We start from the raw sequence: 25436 nt of genomic DNA, 5'->3' as shown, positions 1-25436 counted from the left end.
GAATGTTCAATGCACTTATTTACATTCATGAAGATGAAAAGGAATGGGTAGTACATCTAGGTAATAAAATAGCTTGTTACCTAGATGTATAATCTAAATGCTGTTCCGTTAACATTTTGAATGTATCGTTATTGCAGAATTAAACCTACAATCATAATGAAACTAAATAGTATCATCCAACCAAACGCACAATAGCCGAAGATTCTAATCCATTTTGGCAATTGATTCATGTTAACTCTATTTGTGGGAACTCCTTGCATAAAAAACATCATTTTTTGATCTCTATCCCTATTATTTTGTTGTTCACACATAATATTATCACCTTTCTAGAACTATTGTGTTTATAGTATATCAGTCTGAAGAAAATTATGTATAAGGGCTCGTTTGCATCTTGAGTGGTGAATTTTATAAATAGCGAAAAAGAGTCCTATATAAATGGGACTCTTTTTCTTCAAGTATTAACTTACTGGATATGCATTAGAACCAAGATAACGTTCTTTTATAATTTGTAGATGATGAAGCTCATGTCCAGCTATGATGTATGCTAATGCACGAACTGTAACTTCAGATTTGTTCGCATATCCTTTTTGTAACCAAGTGTCTTGATCTAAGCTTTTCAGTAAATGCAAGGTAGATTGGCGAACAACTATTAAATTCTCAAGAAGATCTTGCATAGATTGCTTATCAAAAGCAGCTTTAAGAACATACATATCATCGTTATAGCCTGGAAGTTCTGCTGTCTCGCCTCGAGCGATAGATAACAAGCGATACGCCATAACACGTTCTGTATCCGCAATATGGCCGATTACTTCTTTTATACTCCATTTAGTAGGAGCATATCGAAAAAGTCCCTCACTATCAGAAATCTCTTTTAATAAAAGATTTGTTTCCTCTATTTGTTGCGCTAAAATTTGTATGATATTTCCTTCTGATACTAAGTTAACATACGTTGCATAATAGGAGTTATATTCACTTGCCTTTGGTTTAATTTGCATACGAATCATCCTTTATATTTAATCTTTACGTACAGCTTATCACAAAATAATTTCAAATTAATCTGAAAGTTCGAAATTACGATTAAAAAATTCACCTACTACCTTAGTTGAAATTGTTTATTTTCACATCAATTAACAAATAGAAAAAGGATTTTTGATTTAACTCTTAGAATATCGTTCTATTACGAGCTCTTTCATATGAATTGTTTTTTTGATTACTTTTGATGATATCTAGGAAATATAGAAAGGTTGTGAAGTTATTTGATGGGTTATAAAGCTATGCTGTTTGATTTAGATGATACGTTACTTAATAGGGATAAGGCAGTAGATACATTGTTTTTATTTGTTTTAGAAAAATGTTATGAAGATGTTAGTGATACAGTTAAAAACAATATGCTACGGAAATTTAAAGAATATGATAAAAGGGAATACGGCATGAGTGATAAAGCAATAGTTTTAGAATCGTTGTTTGATGAATTCCCGCCGAAGTATAGGTTGCCACGCAATTATATCCAAGATTTTTGGAATAATAATTTCCCTAAATGTTTTTCAATAGACAAAAATACTATTCATTTCTTACATCATATAAAGAAGCACTTTGAAGTTGGAATTATAACAAATGGCTCAACTCAAAGGCAAAGGGCTAAAATAATTAACACGAATTTAAACAATTACTTTGATACGATCATTATTTCTGAAGAAGTAGGATTGAGTAAACCGGATAAACGTATATTTGAACTAGCATTAAATAAACTTGATGTGCAACCAGAAGATGTATTATTTGTTGGAGATGACTTAGAAAAGGATATTGCTGGTCCTCAAAATGCAAATATAAAAGGGATATGGTTTAATCCTCATAGAATCACAAATAAGACTGAAATAAAACCGTATTCTGAGATTGACACTTTTGATAGTTTATTAACTTATATTACTCCGCAATGTTTTTATAATAAGTAAAAGTATTGCGGAGTAATGAATTTTTATATTCTAAACAAATAATTAAGAGAGATTTCATTTACCGTATTGTAAGTAAAAACAAAGAAACACTTAAATCTCTACTTAAGGGAAGTAACTTTATAGAAACGTTCATTACTGGTAACTGTTTCAGAAATAAACAAACTAAAAATACAAGTAAGGAATGTATTCTTAATCTCGCATTGCCCCAGCCTCTCGGGAAGTCATTGCTCCTTGTCCTGCTCTTACATCATTTTGAATTTCTTGTTTTACTTTTTGCGCATCAGTTGTAGCAAAATCCGATTTCATATTAGAATCAGATTTTATAGCTTTTTTAAGATGTTGCATACAAACCCTCCTTAATTTAATATTTAACAAACTTATTACTTACAAAAATACATTCTTCATCCCACGAATAGTTGAACGCATTTTACTTAAATTAAAGTGGAAATTATAAAAAGAAGAGTAAGGACGAGTGACAAGGATTTTGAATATAATTACACAAAGCAGAAGAACCTATTCAATATAGACGCTTTGTACAGAAGATTGTCCCAAAGTCATTTATATGAGGCAAGAGGCAAGAAATAAGAATTAGAAACACTAATGATGTATTGGTGGCTACATGATATGGATGGAGACACTGGTCATAGGAAAGAGTATTTAGCGACAACATATCCTGAAGTGTTCGCATAAAAAAAGCCTCCAAACGGAGGCTTTTTTTATGCAGATAAATGACTCGATGAAGACATCGCTTTTACATTCATTATTATCTCGCGTTCTAAGATATCATTTTTCTTACCAATACGGCTTCCGATAAAGAATACATCGATTAAAGCCCAAAAACCAAGTCCACCTAGAGTAAGTGTCATAGCGATAGCCATACCAAAGTCACGTGCGTAGTAACGATGCCCACCAAGTCCACCTAGGAAAAACCATATTAAGTAAGCAATCCCTTTTGACTTTTTCTTTTTTTCAAACTCCGAAGTAACAAGAACCATTTGGTCCGCTGTTAAATCTTTTTTCAATAGTAGATTATCCATTGGAATTCTCCCTTTAAATGTAAGATATAATAATTTCGAATATAAATATATCATAATTCGATTGTGAAAAGTAATATTTTTAAAATATATAGTGCACACCAACAAATAAAAGTATATTCGAATTATTACGGTTTTTACCTTCCACTTTTTTGTTTAAGTAAAAAGTAAATTAAAGTAATAATTATATCCTGTTATATGCCTTTTCACGTCACTCATGATTATATACATTCTATACAATGTAGAAGAACTGATGTTTGTGGTAAACTAAGAAATGAATAAAGGGGGAGTTTTCTTGAATAATTTTAATGATACGATCCGACATTTAAACAATATAGTTTACAAACCTAACAATTTAATAATTACGAATCTAAAAGAAGAAAAGCAAAACGCAGAATATGCAGGATGTATATTTCACTTAAATAACAAAACCATCCGTTTTAGAAAATCCAAAATTACTCCTAATAAAATTGGTCAATTTGTTTCTTTTTGGGAGAAAGATGACGATATGCAAAATCAAGCATTCTCTTATGACGCTGCTCCTGACTTATTAATTATTACTTGTATAGATGATAATAAACTAGGACAATTTATCTTCCCTAAAGAAATTCTTCTTAAGGAAAAAATCTTGAGAACACAAAATCAAAAAGGCAAGATGGCTATGCGGATTTATCCTATATGGGATAATCCTGTCAGTAATCAAGCTAAAAAGAGCCAAATGTGGCAGCTTCAGTATTTTGTTGATTTAAGCGATCATAATAATTTACCTATAGACAAACTATTACATTTGTATTCGTAGCTTCTTATCTTAAGTAATCTTGTTGGTTAGACTTTTTGTACCGGTACAGTTAAACGAAATGTACATTGTTTCAGTACCCCATCAAAATTACAATCAGCATATACTAGTTTAACTTATACATTTTAAGGGGTGCTGACTATGACAAGTCTACAACATAAGCTTTTTACAAGATTGAATCTTGCAAAGCGTACTAAAGTGAAGTTTGAAGAATTAAATACAATTCTTTTTGCATTTGCACACACTATACCATTTGAGAATTTAGATGTTATAGCAAGTAACACGAATACAATTACTATGGAAAATTTACAGAATAAAATTTTAAGTACATCCCGCGGTGGACTTTGTTATGAATTAAATACGCTTTTTTATTACTTTTTAAAAGATTGTGGTTATGATGTACAACTCGCATTAGGTACCGTATATAAAAATGATATAAACGCATGGGCACTTGAGAATGGACATATAACGATTATTCTAAATTATGATAACGTACGATACGTAATTGATGTAGGTATTGCTTCATTAGTACCTCTAGTCCCTGTACCTTTTACTGGTGAGGCTGTTTCTTCTAAAAATGGTACGTATCGAGTGAGACGAAAAGATACGAGTAAAGGGAATTACGTTCTAGAAAGAAAAGATACAAACGGTGAGTGGAAAGTATGTCATGCTTTTTATAATCGTATCATTGATGAAATAGTAGTGAATGATGTTCAAAAAAGAGTAATAGAAGATGAGAAATCTATTTTCAATAAGGGCCCAATTGCAGTCAAATTGACGGACTCTGGCCATGTCTCTTTAACAAATACTAGTTTAACTGAAATAGTTCATGGTGAAAAAGCGAAACGTGAAATTACAGAAGATCAATATAAAGAGCTTTTATATACTTTATTTGCTATTGAGTTATGATAAAACAAATAGCTAGCCGGTTCTTATGAAGAATCGGTTATTTTAATTTAAAACAATTATTAAAGTTTGATTTTCTTAATAGATATAATACACTAGAACAGTATAAAAAAGGATAAACAATGAATTTTAAATGTAAAGGAAGATTTTTATGTCAATAATCGATAAATTAAAGCTTAATAAGTATACAAATATGGTCGTAATTAATGAACCAAGTGATTATGATATTTTTACCGGGAAAGAAACTACATTTTCAAAAGAACACGATGCTATTTTTATTTTTGTAGAAACACTGGATGAAATGGTGAAACAAACAAATTTTATTATTATTAATGAAGAATTACTAATTGAAAAAGGATACATATTCATTGCATATCCGAAAAAGGGTAATTCTCGCTACAGTACGTTTATTCACCGTGATGAGATGTTTCCAGCATTAAACGTTGGAGAAGATGGATATGTGGGAGAAAGCGATATTAAATTTGCACGAATGGTAAGTATGGATGACATCTTTACTGTTGTAGGTTTAAAGCGTGAGAAGAAAAAAGCGACAAAAACGCCTGCAATGAGCCAATGTGTAGCTGATTATGCAGATCGAATTCAAGATGTTGAAGCTTTATTAGCTAATCACCCAAATGAACTTAAGTTTTATCAAAGTTTAACACCTGGATATCAAAAAGATTGGGCACGTAATTTATTTTCTGTAAAACAAGAAAAAACACGTGAAAAACGTCTTGAGAAAATGATCGAAATTCTTTCCCAAGGATATAAAACAATTGAATTATTTCGTAAAAAGAAAAAGTAAAACTAGGTAATTCACAATGATGCAACAATTAATTGAGCTTAGCACATTGTAAAAAGGATTCCTTTCAGTATACTAAAGTATGTTCTTATATTTAAATAATTAGCAAAAGAGAAAAGGTGTTTGAAATGAAATCGTATATTGTAGTTGGAGCTGGTATTTTAGGAGCGTCTACTGCTTACCATCTTGCTAAGGCTGGCGCGAACGTTACTATCGTGGATCGTCAACAAGTAGGTCAAGCAACAGATGCAGCAGCAGGTATTGTCTGTCCATGGCTTTCACAACGTCGTAATAAAGCATGGTATAAAATCGTTAAAGGCGGTGCACGTTACTATTCTTCGTTAATTCAGCAATTAGAAGAAGACGGTGAAACGGATACAGGTTATAACCGTGTAGGTGCAATTAGTTTACATACTGATGAGAAAAAACTAGATCAAATGGAAGAGCGAGCTTATAAGCGCCGTGAAGATGCACCAGAGATTGGTGAAATTACGCGTTTATCAGCTGAAGAAACGAAAAAATTATTCCCAGCATTATCAGAAGAATATAGTTCTGTTCATATTAGTGGTGCTGCACGAGTAAATGGAAGATTATTACGCAACGCATTAATAAGCGCTGCGAAAAAACATGGTGCAACTTTTATAAAAGGCAATGCAGTATTAGTCTGTGAAGGTAGTCAGATTACGGGTGTTAAAGTAAACGATAAAACAATTCTAGCAGAAAAGGTTATTGTAACTGCAGGTGCATGGGCGAATGAAATCTTAAACCCATTAGGAATTAATTTCTTAGTTACGTTTCAAAAAGGACAAATTGTTCACCTGCAAATGGAAAATATAGCAACAGAAAATATGCCAGTTGTTATGCCGCCAAATGATCAATACATTTTAACATTTGACAATGGCCATGTCGTAATTGGTGCAACACATGAGAATGATACTGGTTTCGATCACCGTGTAACGGCTGGTGGTTTAAATGAAGTATTCCATAAAGCATTAACAGTTGCACCTGGCTTAGAAAATGCTACTATGCTTGAAACGAGAGTTGGATTTAGACCATTCACACCAGGGTTCTTACCTGTAATTGGCCCGCTTCCTAACTTTGAAGGTATTCTCGTTGCAAACGGATTAGGTGCCTCAGGTTTAACTGCAGGTCCATATTTAGGATCAGAACTTGCTAAGTTAGCGCTGGGACAACCAATTGAGTTAGATTTAAATGATTATGACGTTGCGGGCGCAATTGAATAACATCGGGTATGAAAAAATACACTAAGCAAATTCGATAGGAAATAAGTAGTTTTTTCTCCGTTCAGAGTAAGACTGTTTACGAAAAATGAAATTCTTTAAAAATAAAGAGCCGACACCATAAACTTGCATTATTAATGTAGAATTGTGATGTTTGCTCTTTATTTCTATTTATTTAAAGCTTTTTTTGAGAGGAGGTTAAGTAATGAGAGCACCATATCAAGTATTAATATTTCCTTATATAAAAACTGACGATTCTATTCAATATGCGATTTTCAACCGAAGTGATTATGGTTATTGGCAAGGAATAGCTGGTGGTGGAGAAGACGGTGAGATTCCTATTGAATCAGCAAAACGTGAAGCGTTTGAAGAGGCTGGTATTACAAGAGAATGTTCATATATACAATTAGATTCTGTGTCTTCACTACCAGTAGAGGATGTAGTTGGAGAATTCCTTTGGGGAGATGACGTTTATGTAATAAAAGAATTTTCGTTTGGAGTTAAAGTACCTACAAAAAACATCTCATTATCTAAAGAACACTTACATTATAAATGGTTATGCTTTGAGGAAGCCATAACGTATTTGAAGTGGGATAGCAACAAAACAGCATTGTGGGAATTAAACAAAAGACTATTAAAATAGTAAAAGTATTAGCAAAGACGTTAGTGGAACAAGAATTGAACAATTAAAAAACTTACTATTCTTCATATGTAGCAAGTTTTTTCTATACAGTTACCCCTGAAAAAATAAAAATAGTTAGAAATATTTTTTTATTGTATGGTTTTTGACTCTGAATAGCGGAATACATATTAAGTATTCAACAGTTCAAATAAAACGAGTCATCTTTTTATTTGAAGAAGAAAGATGACTCGTTTTATGCTAAAATTCGCTTAGTGTATATTTTCGTTAAAATGTGGGTAAGTCCCCTTTTAGCAAAACCGGAGTGGAAATGATGAGTATAAATTGTTTTGTGGGATTGATAAAGAATGAATTATTAAAAGAGATAAGCATAAGAAGCGAGGATGAATCCGAGCCTGTAGTAGTTAAAGATATTCCTAGACTTTGGAAGTGTTTAGGAAAAGGTAATTATGCCGCAGTATTCATGCACAAAGAATACAAAGATTGGGTAGTGAAAGTTTACGCACGAGAAGGAGAAGGCATTGAAAAAGAATCAGAAGTATACCGCAAAATCGGAAATCATCCTTCTTATTCAAAGCTTATTTATAAAGGAGAAAATTTCATAGTATTGAAACGGTTAAAAGAAATTACCTTATACGATGCTGTTCATAAAGGGATTAAAATCCCTAAGCAGGTGATCCTTGATATCAATAAAGCTTTAGAGTATGCAAGAGAACAAGGATTAACCCCCTGCGATGTTCACGGGAAAAATGTGATGATGGAAAAAGGAAGGGGATATGTAGTCGATGTATCTGATTTCTTAAAAACAAATGAAGATAGTAAGTGGAGAGATCTAGAAAAGGCATATTTTACATTTTATTTGCCTTTCATTTATAAATTGCCTTTCCCTGTTAAAATTCCGTATTTTATGTTAAACATTGTTAGACGTTCGTATAGAAAATATAAGAAGCTTAAAAAGAAATTCAAGTTGTAATACTTATAAGTGAACCGCTAGTAAACAAAAGGACCGTACATATTAGAGATGTACGGTCCTAATCTTTTTTATGCATACATATTTTTGCTAGTTATATCACTATCAATCCCAAAACGAGATATTTTGAATAAATGAAATCGTCAAAATAAGTGTTGATGCGGAACCAGCAGTTAATAACATTACTATTTTTCGTCCATTCTGTTCTTTTGAAGGTTTTATAAGTTCTGTAATCAACACAATCCATATTATTATAGAAACTATAGAAATAATATTTATAGACATATGTAACACATCCCTTCGTGTTTTTACATAAACATTTCTTTTTTATAAATTAAAAGCAGTTTAACAATAAAATATGTACAGCATTATAAATCAATATTTTCCTGTTAAACCATCTTTTTTAAATAGAAATACGACTGATAAAATAATAACAACAGCCTTCAAACTGCCCCAATATGGATAAATAGCATGATCTGTTAGATTAGCATGCTGAAAAATGTTCTCTAATCCAAAAATCCCAATAATGACCGCTAAAAGAAAAGCAGATTTTTCAATAGTTGTATTACGATAGAGGGTAAATAAATATAGTGCAAATATAAGCGGTAAGATGATTTGGAGTAAAAGTGTCATAAGTAGCCCTCCTAGTTTATTTATAATTATATTATATACAAAATTGTAATAAAAAGGAATTGCTCTTTTTGATACTAATAAGATCCCTCTAATCATACTCTTCTATTAAAAAGAATATAAAGGGGTGTAAAGTTAATTGACAAAAGTTAAAGTTCGTTTACGACCCATTGTTCATAACATAAATTTACCCACTGTAATAAAAACAGCAATTCTTCCCGGTGAATCGGCTGAAAGGCTATTTATCGCAACGCAATTAGGAGAGGTTTTTTACATAGGAGATGACGTCATAAAAACATTTTTAAATATTCGTCAACGAATTATAAAATTAGGCACATCTGAAGAAGGTGTCTCTAGTAGTGGTTATGATGAACGAGGATTGCTAGGACTAGCATTTCATCCACAATTTTATCAAAACGGTTTATTTTATCTTCATTATTCTGTCGCTGGCACTCAAGGACCTAGTGCACTTTCTGAACAATTTAAACCGAATCCTTGTGACCCGAAAACTTTAAATTTAAAATGGCTAAATAGAGATACGCAATATGATCATATCGATACAATTGAAGAATGGATTTTACAATCAAACGGTCACCCTCAAAAACGTAGAACATTACTTAATATAAAACGCCCATTTTTTAATCATAATGGAGTAAATACTTTAAACTTTTCTCCAGAGACGGGGAAACTTGTTTTTACAAATGGAGATGGCGGCTCGGGTTATGATCCGTTCAATTTAAGCCAAGATGATTTAGAAATAGCAGGTAAAATTATTGAAATCGATGTAAGTAAAAATACATTCATAAATAATCCTCCAGTCGTTACACGCTTTAATGAACTTCCTCTATCTATACAAGAAACACTTACAGTAATTGCGAAAGGTGTTCGTAATATAACCGGTATTTCATTCCAAAGGTTTTATAATCAGTATATTAAATATGCAGGTAATGTCGGACAGGATATTGTAGAGTCTATTTTTTCATTTGTTCAATATAAACCAATCCGGGTTACCGAACTTGTTCAAATGCATGTAATGAGACTCACCCCCAATCAAGATGGATTTATTAATTTTGGTTGGAGAGGATGGGAAGGAGAATTGCCTACTTCTTTTATAAAACACTGTTCTGAAAATCCTACTTTTGATGAGAGAACAATGGCTTATTATAATGAAACAATAGAAACATCAGTGAAGCGAATTCAGCCACTCATTAGTTATTTTCATAAAGATCCAAGACTGGATAAGTTTGGAGGAACTTCACTAACAGGCGTTCAACCATATATAGGAACTGCAATCCCGAATTTACATGGTAGTGTTGTGTTTACTGACCTTGCTAGAAAAGAAGAGTCTCGGCCGCCAGTTAAAGGTGTATTAGCATATACTAGAGCAGGTACAGATGGTAAACATACTGATTTTCATGTTATTGAAACTGATTATGATTTTGGTACGCAATCAGCTTATTATATGAGTTTAGGAACAAATTTGGATCAAACTAGGTTATATTTAGGAGTTTACGGTTCTATGAAAGTAACTGATTTTAACAAAGGTACCATTTTTGAAATTATCCCTTAATACGATATACACTCGTAGTTTAATCGTACAAGGAATTCCCTTTGTTTTAAAACGTACAAGTTCTCCCCCTAAAAGCCTTTTATTGTATAGTAACTCATTACAAGTAGAACACAGCTCATAAACCACTAGTGTATGAATAAGATAGAAAGTGATGGATGAGATATCTTTAGGGGGTATTTTAATGAATCGATTTGTACGTTATTGGTGTCAACTTATGATAAAGAATAATGGGGACTTTGTTCATAAAAGAAAATTATCCCTAGCAAATAAAGTAGTCATTACAGCTTTAATGAGTGCTTTGGCCACCATGTTTCAAGCAGCAGGTAACTTAATTCCTGGTATAGGGTTATTTATTAGCCCTTTTGCGACGTTACCAATTTTTTTGGCGATTTGCTACTCTATTCGTGAGGGAGTACTTTCTTATTTCCTTACTATTCTCCTATTATTTATTATTGAGCCAAGTGAACTAATTGTTTTTCCTTTTACTACAGGTTTATTAGGTATAGCCTTAGGGCTTTCCTTTATACAATTCAAGAGGAGAATTTGGGTTGTTTCCTTTTCTGCAATTTGTCTACTTATAGGAATTATGATAGTTCTCGATATTTTCCGTTTTCCAGTACTTGGTCCTACTATTCATACAACTATGGATATAAAAATTATTTTATCAATATTTATACTGAGCTTTCTATACTGCTGGATCTATGCAGGGCTTTGTAGAATATTGTTGAATAGAGTATATAGAGTATGGTTTTAACACTTGTATGGAATGGAGACTTAAAACATGTATAACGTTGCAATTAGGAGACCAAATTCGGATGATTTAGAGGAACTACACTTATTTTTCCGTATAGTTATTACGAATACATATAAAGACGAAGGATTATCACAACTATTGGATGACATAGAAAATGAAATTGACATGAAAAAGCAATATTTGAAAACAGATTTTGATAGTAATGGAGAAAAACGTTACTTTTTATTAGCAATAGATACAAATAACGATAAAATCATTGGTACAATTGAAGTTGGTCCAGCAAGTACATTGATTAATAGTTGTACAGGCGGTGTACTTAAGGATTTGTATGAAATAGGAACTGTTTTTATACTGCCGGAGTATCAAAAAAAGGGTATCGGGAGTTTACTACTAAATGCAATATTTCTTACGTTACTTAGCAAAGGTATAACAGAGTACTGTTTAGATAGTGGATACAAAAAAGCGCAAAGTATATGGACAAAGAAGTTTGGAAAGCCTAATTATGTACTGAAAGATTATTGGGGAGAATCAAGTGATCATATGATTTGGAAGAAGAGTTTACATGATACACCTATAATATTTGAATTATAAAATGAAATATGGCTATGAACGTAGCTTTTCTTACATATGTATGCTATTATTTATCTTTATAATAAAAGAGGACGTGAATGAACTTGATTAAAATTAGTATCCCTGAAGTTGATGTTACAATTACTGAACGTAAACAAGTTATTAGAGGAGACGAGCCAAGAATTACGCCAATCAATGGTTTTATCGATTTCCACTTGTTCCCTAGAGATAAAGGCGGCATTTTTATGTTTTACAATATTAATGACGAACTACTTTTCGTAGGTAAAGCTCGTAAAATTAGACAACGTATTAAGAAGCATTTTGAAGATAATGTTTCTCCAATCAAAAACCACCGTGATGAAGTATACCGCATTGATGCATGTATCGTAGAAGATCCAACAGAAAGAGAAATTTACGAAACATATATCATTAATGAATACAAAGCAAAATATAACGTTGATAAAGTATTCTATAAATAAGCAATAAAAAAACAATCCTAGCACATATACTGGGATTGTTTTTTTAGTTAGATTTATCCCTCATATTTTTCTCCTTTTTTTAAATGATTAGCAACAATAAAACAAACTACACCTATACATATAAGTACAATTCCAATTGTTTTATGTTTTCCAAAAAAGAAAGGAATATCAGAAATAACATTTGTCATACATAACCCTACAAATACAAGGATAGGTCCTATCCACAGTAATACATTGCCGAATTTTGTATGTTTCCGCATAGTAAGCCTCCTCATCCCTTTTTACATATATATCCATGAATTGAAAGTAAATTCATAGGGAAATATAGTTTTTTTCATATCGAAAATTTAACCTTCATATATTGGTACAAGCAAACAAGAAAGGGGCCCATCATGAATTGGTTAGAAGCTTTTATATTAGGGATCATACAAGGTTTAACAGAGTTTTTACCGATAAGTAGTACAGGTCATCTTTATTTAGGAAGGCATTTGTTTCAATTAGATGAAGCAGGATTGTTTTTAGATACGATGCTGCACATTGGGACTTTACTTGCGGTGTTTATTTATTACAAAAAAGAATTTATATATTTAATCAAAAATCCGTTTTCAAAGCTGATGCTACTACTTATTGTTGGGACGATACCTGCGGTTGTAATAGGGTTGTTATTTAAAGACTTTTTTGAGGATATTTCAAAAACAGGTATTACGATTGGTTGGGAGTTTTTAGTGACCGGATTCTTCCTCTACATGGCGGATAAACAAAAGAATGGTCGTAAAAAAATGGATGACATTACATATAAAGATGCATTTATCATCGGTTCATTTCAAGCAGCGGCTATTTTTCCGGCTATTTCTCGTTCTGGTATGACAATCGTCGCTGCATTATGGAGGAAGTTAGACCGCGAAACCGCTGCTTACTTTTCCTTTTTATTATCAACGCCAGCTATTGTCGGAGCTATCATTTTGCAATTTGCAGATGTTTTTCAAGGGAAAGCAGAATCTATTTCTAGTACATCTTTAATTGTCGGAACGTTATCAGCAGCGTTTTTTGGATACATAGCCGTTTCATGGATGATTCAATATTTAAAACGTCACTCTTTAAAAGTATTCGCGTATTACGTATGGGGATTAGGTATTTTAATTTTAACGTTGCAATTTACTGATGTATTTTAAGTATAATGATAAAGAAGTTAATTTGTTTAAGATCCTGTTTCATTCATACAAGGCAGGATCTCTTTTTATTAAGGGGGAAAACATGTTTAATAAGGCTATCGTTATTGGTGGAAGTATGGCAGGAAAGTTCGCAGCAAAAGCATTATCAACTTCTTTTAAAGAAATAATCATTATAGAAGCTGGTGAAAGATGGGATGGAAAGTCTTCGAGAAAAAGAGTTCCACAAAGTAATCATCCTCATGTGTTATTAAAAGGCGGAGAAAACGCCATTGAGGAATTGTTTCCAAATATTACGAACGAATTAATAGAAGCAGGTAGTATCGTAAATAACTTTACTCGCGATTTAAAATGGCATCAATTTGGTTTATGGAAACAGCCATTCACAGGAGAAGTACATATGATTCAACAAAGTAGGTTTTTGCTTGAATGGCATATTCAAAAACGAATACATCAAATTTCAAATATCACCAGTAAATTTAAAACACTAGTGGAAGGGTTAATAGTAGACAGAAAGGCTAACAAAGTATGTGGAGTAAAAGTTAAATGTTTAGAGACAGGCATACAAGAAGAAATACATGCAGATATTGTTGTTGATGCAAGTGGATTTAGTTCAAAAAGTATAGAGTGGCTACGAGAATACGAAATTGAAGTACAAGAAGAGAAAGTTCGTATTAATTTATTTTACGCAACGAAAATGTTTAAACTTAAAGAAAATGAGGAGTTAGACTGCTGTAATATGCTAATGTCTCCAAGTTTCCCTGACAATCCGCATGGTGTTCTTATTCAAACGATTGAGGATAATCGTTATTTTGTTACTTTCAGCGGGTATGCAAGTGAGAAAGCACCACAAACAGATGATGAGTTTTATGATTTTGCTGAAAACCTATCAATTTCTAATGTTACAGATTTTCTTAACAAAGCTGTGGCAATTTCAGATATCAAAACGTATAAAATTCCTTATCAAGTACGTCGGAGATTTGATCTCACTACAAATATGCCAGAAGGATTATTAGTCGTTGGAGATGCACACTGTCGTTTTGATCCTGTTTTCGGTCAAGGTGTTTCCGTTGCAGCTATGGAAGCTCACCAGTTGCAATTACTTCTGCAAGGTAGAAAACAACTTGATAAAACATTTACAAAACAATTTTATAAAAAGGCAGCTACTATAATAGAAACCCCTTGGGATATGACAACAACGGAAATATCACGTCACCCGCAGCTACAGAGAGAATTAACTACAAAACAAAAATTTCAGCTATGGTATACGAAACAAATATATCGACTATCCGCAAGTAATTCTGATGTTTATATTCGGTTAGTACGAGTGATGAATTTAATTCGTAGTCCATTTCACCTATTTCATCCAAAAGTGCTACTTGCTGTGTTATTAAAACGAAAGAAATAGCAGGAAAATAGTTGATTAAAAAAGAATATATAACAGTTAGTAGATATAGAAGGGGTAATCGAAATGAAAATATACATAGAACAATTAAAGAAACACGATGCTAAGGATTTATTTACGTTTGAACTTACGAATAAGTCTTTTTTTGAAACAATGGTACCTAATCGTGGCTCGCAATATTTTGATTTTGAATATTTTCAAAAACTACTAGATGATTTATTAATAGAACAGGCGGATGGAGAATCTTATTTTTATTTAATTCGTAACGAAGAAAATGAAATTGTAGGAAGAATAAATTTAATAGATATAGATTCGGAGACTCGAATCAGTTCGTTAGGTTATCGGGTCGGAGAAAAATTTACTAAAAAAGGAGTTGCAACTGCAGCCGTAAAATTAATTTTAGACGTAGCAAAAAATAATGAAATTAATGAGGTTCATGCTAAAACAACTTCTAATAATCTTGCATCACAAATTGTACTAGAAAAAAGCGGGTTTTCTTCTTATCAAAACGAAGCAGATACAACATCTGTACAATTGAATGGGGAACAGGTGAATTTTGTACATTATATTTGGAGAAATACTTCGCGCTTATAAGAAGGGGGACTTATTCATGAATGATTTACGATATCCAATTGGGCAATTTACATACAAACGTCCTATAACGGAAGACATGATAGATACATGGATTCAAGAAATTGAAGATTTACCTAATGAACTAACGAAAGCTATTAAAGATTTAGATCAGAAGCAGTTAGACACACCGTACCGCGTTGGTGGATGGACAGTTCGTCAAGTAGTCCATCACGTTGTTGACAGCCACATGAATAGCTACATACGCTTTAAATTAGCACTAACAGAAAAGAATCCAACGATTAAACCATATAAAGAAGAAAAGTGGGCAGAATTACCTGATTCTAAATTACCAGTAGATGTTTCATTAGTAATGTTAGAGTCATTACATAAAAGATGGGTTAACCTTTTATATTCTTTAGAACTTGAAGATTTAGAAAAGACATTTAACCATCCAGATACTGGTGAAACAAAACTTGCTGCTGCAATTGGACTATATGCATGGCATGGTCGTCATCATACAGCTCATATAACTTCATTAAGAAAACGACTAAATTGGTAACATGGAGATTACATTAGAGAAGGCAACAGAAAGTGATGCAGCAGTTTTATTTCAAATGCAAATAGACTCATTTAACCCTTTATTAAATAAATATAAAGACTATGAAACAAACCCAGCAAATGAATCTATTGAAAAAACTATATTTAGAATAAATAATCCCAGCAGTAATTTTTATAAGATGATAATAGATTCGAAACTTGTTGGAGCGATATGTATATCCCAAAAAGAACTACCTTATAAATTTTGGATCAGTCCAATGTTTATTCATCCAATCTATCAAGGGAAAGGAATTGCTCAGAAGGTACTTATTTTAATTGAAGAGATGTTTCCAGAAGCACGAAGTTTTGAACTTGCTACGATTTTAGAAGAAGAAAGAAATTGTTTTCTATACGAAAAGATGGGATATAAAAGAACAGAAGTAACTAAGAAATTAAATGATAAAACTACACTTATTTATTACAAAAAAGAAAGGTAAAGCGTTTAAAATACGCTTTACCTTTTTATGTTATTTTAGATTAAATATACAATTTTAATGTATATTCTTCCAAAATAATCGGATTAGTAATTTTTAAAATGAATAAACATGCAAAAATACACTATTTCGTCGTATATGTTACCAACGCTTTTTGAATGCTTAAAACACTATCGTCACCTTTAAATTCTTTCGTAATTGGCGTGCTCAAACTAGATACCCAAATTTTAAGTTCAGCGTCTAAATCAAAATGCCCAGCTGTTTCAATGCTAAATTGTGTAATGCTTTTATAAGGGATTGAATGATACTCAGTTTTTTTACCTGATATTCCTTGTTTATCTACTAAAATAAGACGACGATTTGTGAATACAATTAAATCACGAATTAATTTATAAGCATGTTCAACTTTCTCATCGTCTAACATAATCTTCTCTAAATCACGTTCTACACTTTCTGTACTCGTATTTGATGCATTTCCTAAAATACCGCTAAATAAACCCATAGGAAATTCCTCCTCCATTATTTGTGGAATGTGTTACTTATATTGTACCATGCAACTCGGTGTGAAGTTATGATATTACATTAGTAGTTTCTGGCTATTGTTGTAATCCTTTTATACAACCTCATCTTAATATCTTATGCTAATATGTAAGTAAGAAAAAAGAAGCAGAGGGATATAGCATGAAAAATATCGGTTTAGTATTAGAAGGCGGAGGAATGAAAGGTTTATATACTGCAGGCGTACTCGAATATTTTATGGAAAAGAACTTATTTTTCCCTTATGTAGTGGGCGTATCCGCCGGAGCTTGTATGGGAGCAACTTATTTATCACGTCAAAAAGGGAGAAATAAAAAAGTAAATACAGAGTTAGTAGCAGATCATCGCTATATATCTTATCGAAATTTAATTCGAAAACGTGAATTATTTGGAATGGATTTTTTATTTGATGAAGTACCGAATAAAATTGTACCGTTTGATTTTCAAACTTTCTTAAACTCAAATGAACAGTTTGTTATAGGAACGACTGACTGCAAATCAGGACAAGCTATTTATTATAATAAAGCAGAACACGGAAATGATATTTTAAAAATCATTCGTGCATCTAGCTCAGTACCGTTTATAGCGCCTGCTGTAGAATATGATAATCGAAAATTACTAGATGGAGGAATTATAGATCCTATTCCGGTTTTAAAAGCGCAAACTGATGGTTATGAAAAGAATGTTGTAATTATGACAAAACCAGAAGGATATGAGAAGCAACGAAATAAATTTTCTAGCCTAGCTAAAATTTTATATAGGAAATATCCAAATATCGCACAATCTTTAGTAGAACATTATCGTTTTTATAATGAGACGATATCTTATATGAATCAAATAGAACAAAAAGACAACTTTTATATTATTCAGCCTAGCGTACAGCTTCCAATAAGCGGAATAGAAAGAAGTAAAGAAAAGCTCGTTAATTTATATAATCTTGGCTATACAGATGCTCAATATCATTATGAAAACTTATTAAATTGGATAGAAAACTAAAGGAGTGGAAAGTTGAAGTTAGGAAAAAGGGTTATTTTTAATGAATTGCAGAAAATGCATAGTCCACTGCATAAACCGTTTCCGAATTGTGACATTCGAAAAATACGAAAAGATTTTAATAATATGTTTACAGAAGATGATTGTATAAGCGCTGATTTAAATTATTATTGGATGCATACAGCAGGTACTTTAAGTTACGTGCTTAATAATAATGAACAGGAGATTGTGTTCAATCAAATAAAGTGGCTAAGGAAATCTTTTTTTGAATGGTTTCCACAATATCGTTTTTTAGAAACAGAGATTATGAAGTATCCCATTTTGTATAGAGATTTCATGAATTATGAAAAGACTCGAAAGTTATTACTTTATTACCTTACTGATTAAAAACGTACAAGCGGTGCTACTTGTACGTTTTTTGTTCATAAAATATTCAATATTAACAACTTGTCCATGTAGGTATTTTAACGAGAAAAAAGAAGTACATATAGAGAATGTGTGAGGGAGGAGATAGAAGTTTGTTAGCTGTTTTCCTTTCAATTCATGTCCAACTCAAATATTTCGAGTAAAATTCGCTTCTAAATGGTATTATCAAATATCAAGAAAACTAATTTAGAAACGAAGAAGGGACAGGTTTAATATGGAAAACGTATCAAATGTAGATAAAGTAGAATCAATTAAATCTTTACAGTCAACAATCCGTAAACTTGAAAATGCGCTATCTCAAATGACTCAAAAAGGCTCAAACACTACTTTAGTGAAAAAAAGACTCAAAGCAGCTAGTATCGGCTTAGCTATGTTAGAAAGTATTTGGAATCAAGAAACCCATCATTACACGCAAGAGGATTTAGCAGACGCTCGAAATGTTCTAATTGGTTTGCTTCCATCAATTGAAAAGATTTATGTTAAGTCAAAGCTCGGGAGTCCTCAAAGAACTCTTTTAGAAAGAAGAATAAAATCATTGGAACTTTCTATTCAAGCAATTGATCATTTTTCTAATCAATAACTTCTCTAAACACATAACTTACGACTACTTTTATATAGGGATTCTAATGAAAAACTACATATAGAATACTACAAAGGAGGAAGAGAGGTGACTACAATAATCAGTCCTAAGTTAGAGAAGCTTAAAAATCAATTAAAGAATGGAAACGAAAAAGCTCTTTATACTTTTTTGGATGAAATCAAGTCAAATCATACACCACTAGTAGAACAATGTCCTATAGATAATCAGTATAAACTTATAACGTATATATGGTTAGGTGATCAAAATACTGAAAATGTTTATGTAGTCGGTAGTTTTCCTGGTTGGGATCTGTCTGTAAATCAATTACAACGATTGTTACAGACAGATATTTGGTATGTTACGTTTAGGACGAATAAAAGGTTCATTTCAACTTATTATTTTACAGTAAATGATTTTTTCAAAAATGATTGGAGAAAGCGTAGTGAACAGTACCGACTAGACCCATTCAATGAAAATGTATTTGGAGAAGGTGCCAATAAAGCGTCTGTGTTAAAAATAGATATGGAAGTGCAGTATAGCAGTCGTTTTCCTTCAAATGATTATCCATCCGGAAAGATTGAAACATATTCTTTTTATAGTTCGATTTTAAATAACACACGTAAAATTCATATTTATACGCCTCATGATTATTCTCACACTTCACATCTTCAAGAACTTCTCATTGTATTTGATGGGAATTCATTCATTAATGACCTTTCAATCACAAAAACACTTAATTATTTAATTTACGAAAAAGAAATCCCATCGTGTATTGCTGTTGCCATAGATCCTGTTGATAGATTAGAAGAGCTAACTTATAACGATAAAATGAATACATTTTTAAGGAAGGAATTACTTCTGTGGATTCAGGCTAAGTATCGTGTGCATAAAGAAGCGAAACATACAACAATTGCAGGTTTCAGTCTTGGTGGCCTAGCAGCTTTTTATGCAGCACTTCAAAATCCATATATTTTCGGAAATGTGTTGTCAATGTCTGGATCCGTACATTGGGAAAAGGATAATTACGAAAATACAATTCCTTGGATTGAAAATCAAATTTCATCAATAGATTTTAATACGACTCATCTCAATTCTTACATAGCAGTAGGTGAACTTGAAAACGAACCTCTTTTAACGGCTAATAAACGGCTATATAGAGCTTTAGAAGAAAAGAAATACCAAACCACTTATGAAGAGTTTCAAGGCGGACATGATAGCGTGTGGTGGCGAGAAAAGCTATTCGATGGATTAAGGGCATTAGAACTTACAAAAACGACACTAAAAAATAAAAAGGAGAGAGAATCTATGAATCAAGAAGAACTAGATAAAAAACTAAAAAAGCAAGAGATTTTAGTAAAAGATGAGAAAGTTTGGTCCTATACGTATGAGGATCATATTAGTTCTATCGTTAAAGAAGCAGAAAAGAAAGGGTCTTTTGATAATTTACCTGGTAAAGGGAAACCACTGAATCTTGATAAAGATCTTTCGTACAATCCTGAAAAACAACTGTATAGAACTTTGAAAAATAATCATGTTTTACCTAGGTGGATTGAGATTTCAAAGGAAATTGATGACTTAAAAGAAAAACTAAAAGAAAATACAAATACTGCAGAAGCAGCGAATTTAATTCGGACTATTAATAAAAAGGTTTTAGAACATAATTTACTTTGTCCAGCAAGTGCGCAAAAAACGAGGGTGAAAACGGACTTTTAACAATTTTTCATGAAGCTATCTCTTGCTATATAATTAAGTAAGGCATTTTCAATTCATTATGAAAGGGAGGCAAATGTGATGAAGAATACGTATCAACTTCAAATTCCGAAAGAACTAGAGCAGTATCGTAGTATTTTAGAAGAAAGTGTAAAACCGTATATTAAAGTGTCTGGAACATTAGCAGAGACAACCCTTTTTGAAAGTAAGTTTGGTGGTTATCCGTATTTACCTATAGATCAAGAGCATCCTAAAGATTCAAATGGACAACCTATGATGTTACTTGCACAGTTAAACTTTGAAGAAATTCCGCATGTTGAATATATGCCCCAAAAAGGAATATTGCAGTTTTTCGTAAGTACTGATGATGAGCTTTATGGAGCAGATTTTGATCACCCAACAATCCAAAAAGACTTTCGAATTATTTATCATTCTAAAATTACTGAAGATTTAAATAAGGTAATTACTGATTTTAGTTATTTAAACATTTTAGAAATAGAAGACTTTATCATACCTGAAGCAGCAAAATTACAATTTGAATTAGATTATCAACCCATAACATCTAGAGATTATCGATTTGAAAAGATGTTTAGTGAGGATATTGATTGGGAAGAAATTGTTGATGAAGAAAATAATACAGAATTAGGCGAACTGTATGATGATTTATGTAAAGATTTCGGACATAAAATTGGTGGTTATCCATTTTTTACACAGACAGATCCAAGGGAATGGGAAGAAAAATACCAACAACATGATATATTATTACTACAAATCGATACAGACGACTCATTAAATATTATGTGGGGAGATTCTGGTGTTGCTAATTTCTTTATTAAAAAAGAAGATTTGTTAAATCTAGATTTTTCCAATGTTATTTACAACTGGGATTGCTACTAAAAAGATATAAATGAAATACTAGCAAGCTAAAAAATCTTCCTGAAGGTGAGGGAGATTTTTTTATGTTAAAAATAAACGTTATGTTAACTAGAGTGTAAGATAATACGAATAATAAAAGTCAAGCGTAAATAACAGAAATAACAAGAAATAATGTAAAGTTGTAAAACGTGTGTAAATAGCAATAAATTTATAAAGTACAACATAAAATAAAATTATTAATTTATATTTTGTAAAAAGATTTTTCTGCATAAAAAAATTGTTACTGATCAAAAAATGTTTTTGATTCGTTAAATCTTAATCAATAATCGATTAAGATTTGCTGTGATGAATTTATAACTAAAAAACGACAAAAACTGTATAAATTCGTTTAAAGAAGATTTTATGTGAATCTCACTAAAAATCTCTGTTTCGTCTCATTAAGTATAGTTTACTTGGGTTTTGATACCTGGTATTACTTCGTTTCTATAACTGCCTATAATATATATTATGTTAACTGGATAAAAGTAATAAACTTATTATATGTTAGTTTGTATTGTTACGCTTCCCTTTTCATCAGATTCATTCTGTGTAATCAATTGTGTGCTTATTTGTTGTTGTTTTATGAGTTGTTGATGATAATGTCTCCAGATATAAATTATATTTAAGACAATAAAAAATGCAATTCGTTTTAAATGAACACATTAAACGAATTGCATGGATATGATTCATAATAAGTTTTTAAAATTAGTTTGCTACAGCAATTGCTTCGACTTCAATTAATAAGTTATCGTTAATTAACTTTCTAACTTCGACAGCTGAACTTGCTGGCGGATTATTAGTGTCAATGTATTGATCTCGAATATCTCTAACAACGGCCATTTGAGAAATGTCTGTTAAGAAAAATGTTAATTTTACTACATCATTGAAATTTAAGTCTGACGCTTCTAATGCGATTTTAATATTTTCAAATACTTGTCGTGTTTGTGTAGCTAAATCATTAATTCCAACAATTTGACCGTCTATATTAATTGCTACTTGTCCAGATATGTAAATCGTTCGTTTAGCGTTACTAACTTCCACTACATGTGAGTATCCAAAAGTTGGTGGCATCGTTTCTGGATTGATAAATTTCTTTTGCATGGCTCTTCTCCTCTTTGAATATCTTATTTTCTTTATATTAGATTTTAAATTCAAATTTCGCTACTGCAAAGACTGTTTGTTTAAACGCATCAATCAATTGTTTTGTTTCTATTTGTATTTCTGCATGATCGTCTATTTGTGGTACGTTAGGAAATTCATTCGCTGGAAAGCCATTTAAGTTTAATGTGATTTCTTCTGATTGTATGGTAATTGTTTGCTCATTCTTACTTTTTATTACTATATCGCTTGGCATTTTCTTTATAATTTCAATGAAGTATTTTGCAGGTACAACAATTGTTCCTGCTTTTAAGGTAGTCGTAATTTGTTCGTCATCCATGGAACTAGGGATGAATTTTTCGATGAAAATATTTGAATTACTTGCGATTAAAGTAATTCCAGATTGATCTGCAGTTATTTTTATACCGGATAGTATAGGAATTATAGCTTTCGTAGATATTGCTTTACTTACTTCTGAAAGTGCTTGAGTGAAATGTTTATGATTAACGATAAACTCCATTTTTTCCCCGCCTTACATGAAATGATAGTTTTATGAAGATTGATGAATGATTGTTCCGTTAAAAAAGTAAGGTACTGTTTCTTTCCTTTGTAATATATTTAATAAGTGTTCTGGTATACGTAAATGCGGTTCTGCTCTATGTAATTCCATCCAAGTAATCTCTTCAATTTCTTTTGGCCTTGTTATATTTGTTTTCCCGCCGATTATTTCACCTAAAAAATTAAAGAATATTGCATGGTGTCCTCTCTCCTCGAAAAAAGCTTCGCTAATGTAACAAATACCATTTACAGTTATATGTAGACCGGTTTCTTCTTTCACTTCTCGAATGACTGCCTCCTCTAACGTTTCTCCTAATTTAACTGCACCACCTGGTAGTGTGTAATAAGAACCATTCTTCCCTTTGTTTTTTACCATTAAGATCTTTTCATTTGTTTTATCGTATAAAAGCGCATATGTAACATTTACTTTTTTCATCTAAGTCCACCTTCAATAACGAGAATTTTCTGTCTTTGTTACATTCTACCATTTAATCGTTTTAAAATATAAAAAAATTAATAGAGTATTTCATTCATCTACCCTTAGTAAAGGTAATAATTGATCCCCCTTCATTTCTAAATAAAAAGAACGTATTTTGAAAGTAATTATTCAACGTACGCTCTTTATGATTTGATTGATTCATTTTGGGATTCTATATATTTTCTAACCTTTTTTCCAAATAGTATCGATTATGCCCTTTAGGGTGATCTTCACTTACTCCAATTACTTTATATCCATGTTTTTTATAAAAAGCAGGTGCCTGAAAGCTAAAAGTATCTAAATTGATTAGGCTACACTCTTTTTCAAGTGCAAATTCTTCAATAAGTTTTATTAACTTGGTTCCATAACCTTCGTGTCTATACTCTTCAGAAACCCATAAGAAATCAACATGTACGTGGTGCCAAAATGTAATTCCAGTTATTCCGCCTACTATTTCTTCATTTTCATTTTTCACTATAAAACTAATTTTTTCTGAAGGCTTTTTCTCTTCATCTGAAATATGTTTTTGATTATATTCAATTACTTTTTCTCTTATGTAATCACTATCTTCTTGGACCCATTGTTTTACTATTTTCATTTTAATTATCACGCTCCTTTTAAAGTATCTATTCAATTTAATAATCGTAATATCCTGTCTAACTTAATTGTCGTAGTGCACTGTTTCATTTCACTAAAATTTAAAAAAGCCGTACTACATTTTATTTGTAGTACGGCTTCTTACCGCGTTTGATTCTTTTTAATTAAAACTTCCGTTAGTTTGAACGTATTAGTAAAATAATTCTATTGTATTACTGCGAAAAAGAATGAACATTCCTAAACCAATTAGAACGATTGGAACGATAATATGACAATTTCTCTCAAGTACTTTAGCAAAAATAGGAGCCCTTAACAATGTGTAGCCAATCAAACACCATATTGCTATCATGCAAAAAAAGATAATTAATGTAACGAAATTTGCTTCCAAGGATTGACTAGTGAACATTGGTATATAAATTGAGATATTATCAGCTCCATTAGCTAATGTAATCGCAGCTACTTTAAATAATGAGCCAGAAGTGTTATCAATGACTTCATTACTTTTGTTAGAACGAAGCGAGAATAGTCCTTTAATCCCCATATAAATTGGCACGAATCCTAATAATCCGATCCACGATATAGGAATGAAAAAAGAGCTTAAGAAACCAATAATACTTAGAAAAATAATTACACTAAACCCCAAATATTGTCCAATAACAATATAAAGTTCTTTTATCTTAGTTTTCCCCTGGAAAGTTCTATCTTCTTCCTTACATACTCCTGTCTTTACTTGTGAAAATAAAACAAGGAGTATAAAAATATCATCAATATTTGTTGAAGTAAATGCAATAAAAGAAGAAATTATAGTTGTAACCAAAATAAGCCAACTACCTTTATAATGAAATGTATGCCTACTAGCGAAGCGGATTAACTGTAGTTTTTTATCAATATTTTGATTCTTTTATAAAACAATATGAATATTTTACTTATCTGCTACTTGATTCGTTAATAAATAAACCACTTTATTGCTTCTAAAATCATTTCATTTTAAATTAAGTAAGTGTATTCTTCCTACACAATGG

32 protein-coding genes and 2 pseudogenes are annotated in these 25436 nt (G+C 31.5%); 21 read left to right on the top strand and 13 right to left on the bottom strand.

Features of this window, described 5'->3' with window-relative positions; translation table 11 throughout:
* Nucleotides 1–128: 128 nt before the first annotated feature.
* Nucleotides 129–311 carry a hypothetical protein gene (locus tag ACTFR9_RS06010; RefSeq protein ID WP_000333407.1) on the bottom strand — a complete coding sequence of 61 codons (183 nt, stop codon included), beginning with the start codon at nt 309–311 and terminating at the stop codon, nt 129–131.
* Nucleotides 312–458: 147 nt separating this feature from the next.
* The gene (locus ACTFR9_RS06005; protein ID WP_001166030.1) at nt 459–995 is read right to left on the bottom strand and encodes a DinB family protein; all 537 of its coding nucleotides are present in this window, start codon (nt 993–995) and stop codon (nt 459–461) included.
* Nucleotides 996–1259: 264 nt separating this feature from the next.
* On the opposite strand from ACTFR9_RS06005, the gene ACTFR9_RS06000 reads away from it, so the two are divergent.
* Nucleotides 1260–1952: an HAD family hydrolase gene (locus ACTFR9_RS06000; RefSeq protein ID WP_000540739.1), complete on the top strand. Its 693-nt coding sequence runs from the start codon at nt 1260–1262 to the stop codon at nt 1950–1952.
* A 189-nt stretch (nt 1953–2141) separates the two neighbouring features.
* Here ACTFR9_RS06000 and ACTFR9_RS05995 read toward each other — a convergent pair whose 3' ends face one another.
* Together ACTFR9_RS05995 and ACTFR9_RS05990 are read right to left on the bottom strand one after the other, a co-directional pair.
* Nucleotides 2142–2297: a hypothetical protein gene (locus ACTFR9_RS05995; protein WP_001164105.1), complete on the bottom strand. Its 156-nt coding sequence runs from the start codon at nt 2295–2297 to the stop codon at nt 2142–2144.
* Nucleotides 2298–2668: 371 nt separating this feature from the next.
* Nucleotides 2669–2989, bottom strand: a complete 321-nt coding sequence (locus tag ACTFR9_RS05990) for a TM2 domain-containing protein (protein ID WP_000369370.1) — start codon at nt 2987–2989, stop codon at nt 2669–2671.
* A gap of 292 nt (nt 2990–3281) precedes the next feature.
* Here ACTFR9_RS05990 and ACTFR9_RS05985 point away from each other — a divergent pair, with 292 nt between their 5' ends.
* The 6 genes from ACTFR9_RS05985 (at nt 3282) to ACTFR9_RS05960 (ending at nt 8344) form a co-directional block, all read left to right on the top strand.
* Nucleotides 3282–3785 carry a MepB family protein gene (locus tag ACTFR9_RS05985; RefSeq protein ID WP_001058770.1) on the top strand — a complete coding sequence of 168 codons (504 nt, stop codon included), beginning with the start codon at nt 3282–3284 and terminating at the stop codon, nt 3783–3785.
* Between the two features lie 138 nt (nt 3786–3923).
* Nucleotides 3924–4691, top strand: coding sequence for an arylamine N-acetyltransferase family protein (locus ACTFR9_RS05980; protein WP_000202773.1), 768 nt, complete (start codon nt 3924–3926; stop codon nt 4689–4691).
* 148 nt (nt 4692–4839) lie between these two features.
* Entirely contained in the window at nt 4840–5493 is a 654-nt protein-coding gene (locus ACTFR9_RS05975) for a YdeI/OmpD-associated family protein (protein WP_229136320.1), read from the top strand.
* A gap of 125 nt (nt 5494–5618) precedes the next feature.
* A complete protein-coding gene (locus ACTFR9_RS05970) occupies nt 5619–6734 on the top strand; it encodes an NAD(P)/FAD-dependent oxidoreductase (RefSeq protein WP_002170227.1) in 1116 nt (371 codons plus the stop codon).
* 202 nt (nt 6735–6936) lie between these two features.
* Entirely contained in the window at nt 6937–7374 is a 438-nt protein-coding gene (locus ACTFR9_RS05965; RefSeq protein ID WP_001202607.1) for an NUDIX hydrolase, read from the top strand.
* Between the two features lie 307 nt (nt 7375–7681).
* Nucleotides 7682–8344, top strand: coding sequence for a serine/threonine protein kinase (locus ACTFR9_RS05960; RefSeq protein WP_025991654.1), 663 nt, complete (start codon nt 7682–7684; stop codon nt 8342–8344).
* Nucleotides 8345–8446: 102 nt separating this feature from the next.
* Here the strand turns inward: ACTFR9_RS05960 and ACTFR9_RS05955 are convergent, their stop codons facing one another.
* Nucleotides 8447–8626, bottom strand: coding sequence for a hypothetical protein (locus ACTFR9_RS05955; RefSeq protein WP_000026321.1), 180 nt, complete (start codon nt 8624–8626; stop codon nt 8447–8449).
* A 90-nt stretch (nt 8627–8716) separates the two neighbouring features.
* Nucleotides 8717–8974 carry a hypothetical protein gene (locus tag ACTFR9_RS05950; RefSeq protein ID WP_000173554.1) on the bottom strand — a complete coding sequence of 86 codons (258 nt, stop codon included), beginning with the start codon at nt 8972–8974 and terminating at the stop codon, nt 8717–8719.
* A gap of 136 nt (nt 8975–9110) precedes the next feature.
* Here ACTFR9_RS05950 and ACTFR9_RS05945 point away from each other — a divergent pair, with 136 nt between their 5' ends.
* The 4 genes from ACTFR9_RS05945 (at nt 9111) to ACTFR9_RS05930 (ending at nt 12344) form a co-directional block, all read left to right on the top strand.
* On the top strand, nt 9111–10541 hold the full coding sequence (locus tag ACTFR9_RS05945; protein WP_000169969.1) for a PQQ-dependent sugar dehydrogenase: 1431 nt from the start codon (nt 9111–9113) through the stop codon (nt 10539–10541).
* Between the two features lie 181 nt (nt 10542–10722).
* Entirely contained in the window at nt 10723–11295 is a 573-nt protein-coding gene (locus tag ACTFR9_RS05940; RefSeq protein ID WP_001079219.1) for a hypothetical protein, read from the top strand.
* Nucleotides 11296–11322: 27 nt separating this feature from the next.
* Entirely contained in the window at nt 11323–11886 is a 564-nt protein-coding gene (locus ACTFR9_RS05935) for a GNAT family N-acetyltransferase (protein ID WP_000282917.1), read from the top strand.
* Between the two features lie 77 nt (nt 11887–11963).
* Entirely contained in the window at nt 11964–12344 is a 381-nt protein-coding gene (locus ACTFR9_RS05930; RefSeq protein ID WP_001048949.1) for a nucleotide excision repair endonuclease, read from the top strand.
* 53 nt (nt 12345–12397) lie between these two features.
* Here ACTFR9_RS05930 and ACTFR9_RS05925 read toward each other — a convergent pair whose 3' ends face one another.
* Complete coding sequence (locus ACTFR9_RS05925) at nt 12398–12604, bottom strand: hypothetical protein (RefSeq protein WP_001225592.1); 207 nt, start codon at nt 12602–12604, stop codon at nt 12398–12400.
* 132 nt (nt 12605–12736) lie between these two features.
* On the opposite strand from ACTFR9_RS05925, the gene ACTFR9_RS05920 reads away from it, so the two are divergent.
* The 5 genes and pseudogenes from ACTFR9_RS05920 to ACTFR9_RS05900 all read left to right on the top strand — a co-directional run.
* The gene (locus ACTFR9_RS05920) at nt 12737–13516 is read left to right on the top strand and encodes an undecaprenyl-diphosphate phosphatase (protein WP_001104267.1); all 780 of its coding nucleotides are present in this window, start codon (nt 12737–12739) and stop codon (nt 13514–13516) included.
* 82 nt (nt 13517–13598) lie between these two features.
* Nucleotides 13599–14921 (top strand): FAD-dependent monooxygenase, encoded by a 1323-nt coding sequence (locus ACTFR9_RS05915; RefSeq protein ID WP_000482040.1) that lies wholly within the window; start codon nt 13599–13601, stop codon nt 14919–14921.
* Nucleotides 14922–14984: 63 nt separating this feature from the next.
* Nucleotides 14985–15512, top strand: coding sequence for a GNAT family N-acetyltransferase (locus ACTFR9_RS05910; RefSeq protein ID WP_000708331.1), 528 nt, complete (start codon nt 14985–14987; stop codon nt 15510–15512).
* Between the two features lie 16 nt (nt 15513–15528).
* Nucleotides 15529–16050, top strand: a complete 522-nt coding sequence (locus ACTFR9_RS05905) for a YfiT family bacillithiol transferase (protein WP_000999059.1) — start codon at nt 15529–15531, stop codon at nt 16048–16050.
* 1 nt (nt 16051) lies between these two features.
* Nucleotides 16052–16525: pseudogene (locus ACTFR9_RS05900) on the top strand (GNAT family N-acetyltransferase); the annotation flags it as partial.
* 121 nt (nt 16526–16646) lie between these two features.
* On the opposite strand, the gene ACTFR9_RS05895 reads toward ACTFR9_RS05900, so the two are convergent.
* A complete protein-coding gene (locus ACTFR9_RS05895) occupies nt 16647–17024 on the bottom strand; it encodes a PH domain-containing protein (protein ID WP_000522480.1) in 378 nt (125 codons plus the stop codon).
* 179 nt (nt 17025–17203) lie between these two features.
* On the opposite strand from ACTFR9_RS05895, the gene ACTFR9_RS05890 reads away from it, so the two are divergent.
* The 5 genes from ACTFR9_RS05890 (at nt 17204) to ACTFR9_RS05870 (ending at nt 21665) form a co-directional block, all read left to right on the top strand.
* The gene (locus ACTFR9_RS05890) at nt 17204–18055 is read left to right on the top strand and encodes a patatin-like phospholipase family protein (RefSeq protein WP_000789271.1); all 852 of its coding nucleotides are present in this window, start codon (nt 17204–17206) and stop codon (nt 18053–18055) included.
* A 12-nt stretch (nt 18056–18067) separates the two neighbouring features.
* Nucleotides 18068–18439: a YxiJ-like family protein gene (locus tag ACTFR9_RS05885; protein WP_000765966.1), complete on the top strand. Its 372-nt coding sequence runs from the start codon at nt 18068–18070 to the stop codon at nt 18437–18439.
* Nucleotides 18440–18692: 253 nt separating this feature from the next.
* Entirely contained in the window at nt 18693–19058 is a 366-nt protein-coding gene (locus tag ACTFR9_RS05880; protein WP_000432681.1) for a hypothetical protein, read from the top strand.
* An 87-nt stretch (nt 19059–19145) separates the two neighbouring features.
* Nucleotides 19146–20771: a DnaJ family domain-containing protein gene (locus ACTFR9_RS05875; RefSeq protein ID WP_229136321.1), complete on the top strand. Its 1626-nt coding sequence runs from the start codon at nt 19146–19148 to the stop codon at nt 20769–20771.
* Nucleotides 20772–20849: 78 nt separating this feature from the next.
* Nucleotides 20850–21665, top strand: a complete 816-nt coding sequence (locus tag ACTFR9_RS05870) for a YwqG family protein (RefSeq protein WP_061130446.1) — start codon at nt 20850–20852, stop codon at nt 21663–21665.
* A 723-nt stretch (nt 21666–22388) separates the two neighbouring features.
* Here ACTFR9_RS05870 and ACTFR9_RS05865 read toward each other — a convergent pair.
* The 5 genes and pseudogenes from ACTFR9_RS05865 to ACTFR9_RS05845 all read right to left on the bottom strand — a co-directional run bounded on the left by ACTFR9_RS05865 (nt 22389) and on the right by ACTFR9_RS05845 (nt 25231).
* Nucleotides 22389–22784 carry a RidA family protein gene (locus ACTFR9_RS05865; protein WP_061184299.1) on the bottom strand — a complete coding sequence of 132 codons (396 nt, stop codon included), beginning with the start codon at nt 22782–22784 and terminating at the stop codon, nt 22389–22391.
* 49 nt (nt 22785–22833) lie between these two features.
* A pseudogene (locus ACTFR9_RS05860) lies at nt 22834–23301 on the bottom strand (DNA polymerase III subunit beta); the annotation flags it as partial.
* A gap of 30 nt (nt 23302–23331) precedes the next feature.
* Nucleotides 23332–23775 carry an NUDIX hydrolase gene (locus ACTFR9_RS05855; RefSeq protein ID WP_000757642.1) on the bottom strand — a complete coding sequence of 148 codons (444 nt, stop codon included), beginning with the start codon at nt 23773–23775 and terminating at the stop codon, nt 23332–23334.
* 214 nt (nt 23776–23989) lie between these two features.
* Complete coding sequence (locus ACTFR9_RS05850) at nt 23990–24415, bottom strand: GNAT family N-acetyltransferase (RefSeq protein WP_000706719.1); 426 nt, start codon at nt 24413–24415, stop codon at nt 23990–23992.
* A gap of 189 nt (nt 24416–24604) precedes the next feature.
* Nucleotides 24605–25231: a cadmium resistance transporter gene (locus tag ACTFR9_RS05845; RefSeq protein WP_073536480.1), complete on the bottom strand. Its 627-nt coding sequence runs from the start codon at nt 25229–25231 to the stop codon at nt 24605–24607.
* Nucleotides 25232–25436 lie beyond the last annotated feature (205 nt).

The sequence above is a fragment of the Bacillus cereus group sp. MYBK222-1 genome (genome assembly GCF_051916425.1).
Classification (GTDB): domain Bacteria; phylum Bacillota; class Bacilli; order Bacillales; family Bacillaceae_G; genus Bacillus_A; species Bacillus_A paranthracis.
The sequence above is the reverse complement of the archived record's forward strand: the minus strand, read 5'-3'. Positions and strand labels throughout refer to the sequence as shown.

Bases quoted from the DNA above. Each gene is read 5' to 3' on its own strand.
- ACTFR9_RS06010 (WP_000333407.1), bottom strand. From the start codon at position 311: ATGTGTGAACAACAAAATAATAGGGATAGAGATCAAAAAATGATGTTT.
- ACTFR9_RS06005 (WP_001166030.1), bottom strand. From the start codon at position 995: ATGCAAATTAAACCAAAGGCAAGTGAATATAACTCCTATTATGCAACG.
- ACTFR9_RS06000 (WP_000540739.1), top strand. From the start codon at position 1,260: ATGGGTTATAAAGCTATGCTGTTTGATTTAGATGATACGTTACTTAAT.
- ACTFR9_RS05995 (WP_001164105.1), bottom strand. From the start codon at position 2,297: ATGCAACATCTTAAAAAAGCTATAAAATCTGATTCTAATATGAAATCG.
- ACTFR9_RS05990 (WP_000369370.1), bottom strand. From the start codon at position 2,989: ATGGATAATCTACTATTGAAAAAAGATTTAACAGCGGACCAAATGGTT.
- ACTFR9_RS05980 (WP_000202773.1), top strand. From the start codon at position 3,924: ATGACAAGTCTACAACATAAGCTTTTTACAAGATTGAATCTTGCAAAG.
- ACTFR9_RS05975 (WP_229136320.1), top strand. From the start codon at position 4,840: ATGTCAATAATCGATAAATTAAAGCTTAATAAGTATACAAATATGGTC.
- ACTFR9_RS05970 (WP_002170227.1), top strand. From the start codon at position 5,619: ATGAAATCGTATATTGTAGTTGGAGCTGGTATTTTAGGAGCGTCTACT.
- ACTFR9_RS05965 (WP_001202607.1), top strand. From the start codon at position 6,937: ATGAGAGCACCATATCAAGTATTAATATTTCCTTATATAAAAACTGAC.
- ACTFR9_RS05960 (WP_025991654.1), top strand. From the start codon at position 7,682: ATGATGAGTATAAATTGTTTTGTGGGATTGATAAAGAATGAATTATTA.
- ACTFR9_RS05955 (WP_000026321.1), bottom strand. From the start codon at position 8,626: ATGTCTATAAATATTATTTCTATAGTTTCTATAATAATATGGATTGTG.
- ACTFR9_RS05950 (WP_000173554.1), bottom strand. From the start codon at position 8,974: ATGACACTTTTACTCCAAATCATCTTACCGCTTATATTTGCACTATAT.
- ACTFR9_RS05940 (WP_001079219.1), top strand. From the start codon at position 10,723: ATGAATCGATTTGTACGTTATTGGTGTCAACTTATGATAAAGAATAAT.
- ACTFR9_RS05935 (WP_000282917.1), top strand. From the start codon at position 11,323: ATGTATAACGTTGCAATTAGGAGACCAAATTCGGATGATTTAGAGGAA.
- ACTFR9_RS05930 (WP_001048949.1), top strand. From the start codon at position 11,964: ATGAACTTGATTAAAATTAGTATCCCTGAAGTTGATGTTACAATTACT.
- ACTFR9_RS05925 (WP_001225592.1), bottom strand. From the start codon at position 12,604: ATGCGGAAACATACAAAATTCGGCAATGTATTACTGTGGATAGGACCT.
- ACTFR9_RS05920 (WP_001104267.1), top strand. From the start codon at position 12,737: ATGAATTGGTTAGAAGCTTTTATATTAGGGATCATACAAGGTTTAACA.
- ACTFR9_RS05915 (WP_000482040.1), top strand. From the start codon at position 13,599: ATGTTTAATAAGGCTATCGTTATTGGTGGAAGTATGGCAGGAAAGTTC.
- ACTFR9_RS05910 (WP_000708331.1), top strand. From the start codon at position 14,985: ATGAAAATATACATAGAACAATTAAAGAAACACGATGCTAAGGATTTA.
- ACTFR9_RS05905 (WP_000999059.1), top strand. From the start codon at position 15,529: ATGAATGATTTACGATATCCAATTGGGCAATTTACATACAAACGTCCT.
- ACTFR9_RS05895 (WP_000522480.1), bottom strand. From the start codon at position 17,024: ATGGGTTTATTTAGCGGTATTTTAGGAAATGCATCAAATACGAGTACA.
- ACTFR9_RS05890 (WP_000789271.1), top strand. From the start codon at position 17,204: ATGAAAAATATCGGTTTAGTATTAGAAGGCGGAGGAATGAAAGGTTTA.
- ACTFR9_RS05880 (WP_000432681.1), top strand. From the start codon at position 18,693: ATGGAAAACGTATCAAATGTAGATAAAGTAGAATCAATTAAATCTTTA.
- ACTFR9_RS05870 (WP_061130446.1), top strand. From the start codon at position 20,850: ATGAAGAATACGTATCAACTTCAAATTCCGAAAGAACTAGAGCAGTAT.
- ACTFR9_RS05865 (WP_061184299.1), bottom strand. From the start codon at position 22,784: ATGCAAAAGAAATTTATCAATCCAGAAACGATGCCACCAACTTTTGGA.
- ACTFR9_RS05855 (WP_000757642.1), bottom strand. From the start codon at position 23,775: ATGAAAAAAGTAAATGTTACATATGCGCTTTTATACGATAAAACAAAT.
- ACTFR9_RS05850 (WP_000706719.1), bottom strand. From the start codon at position 24,415: ATGAAAATAGTAAAACAATGGGTCCAAGAAGATAGTGATTACATAAGA.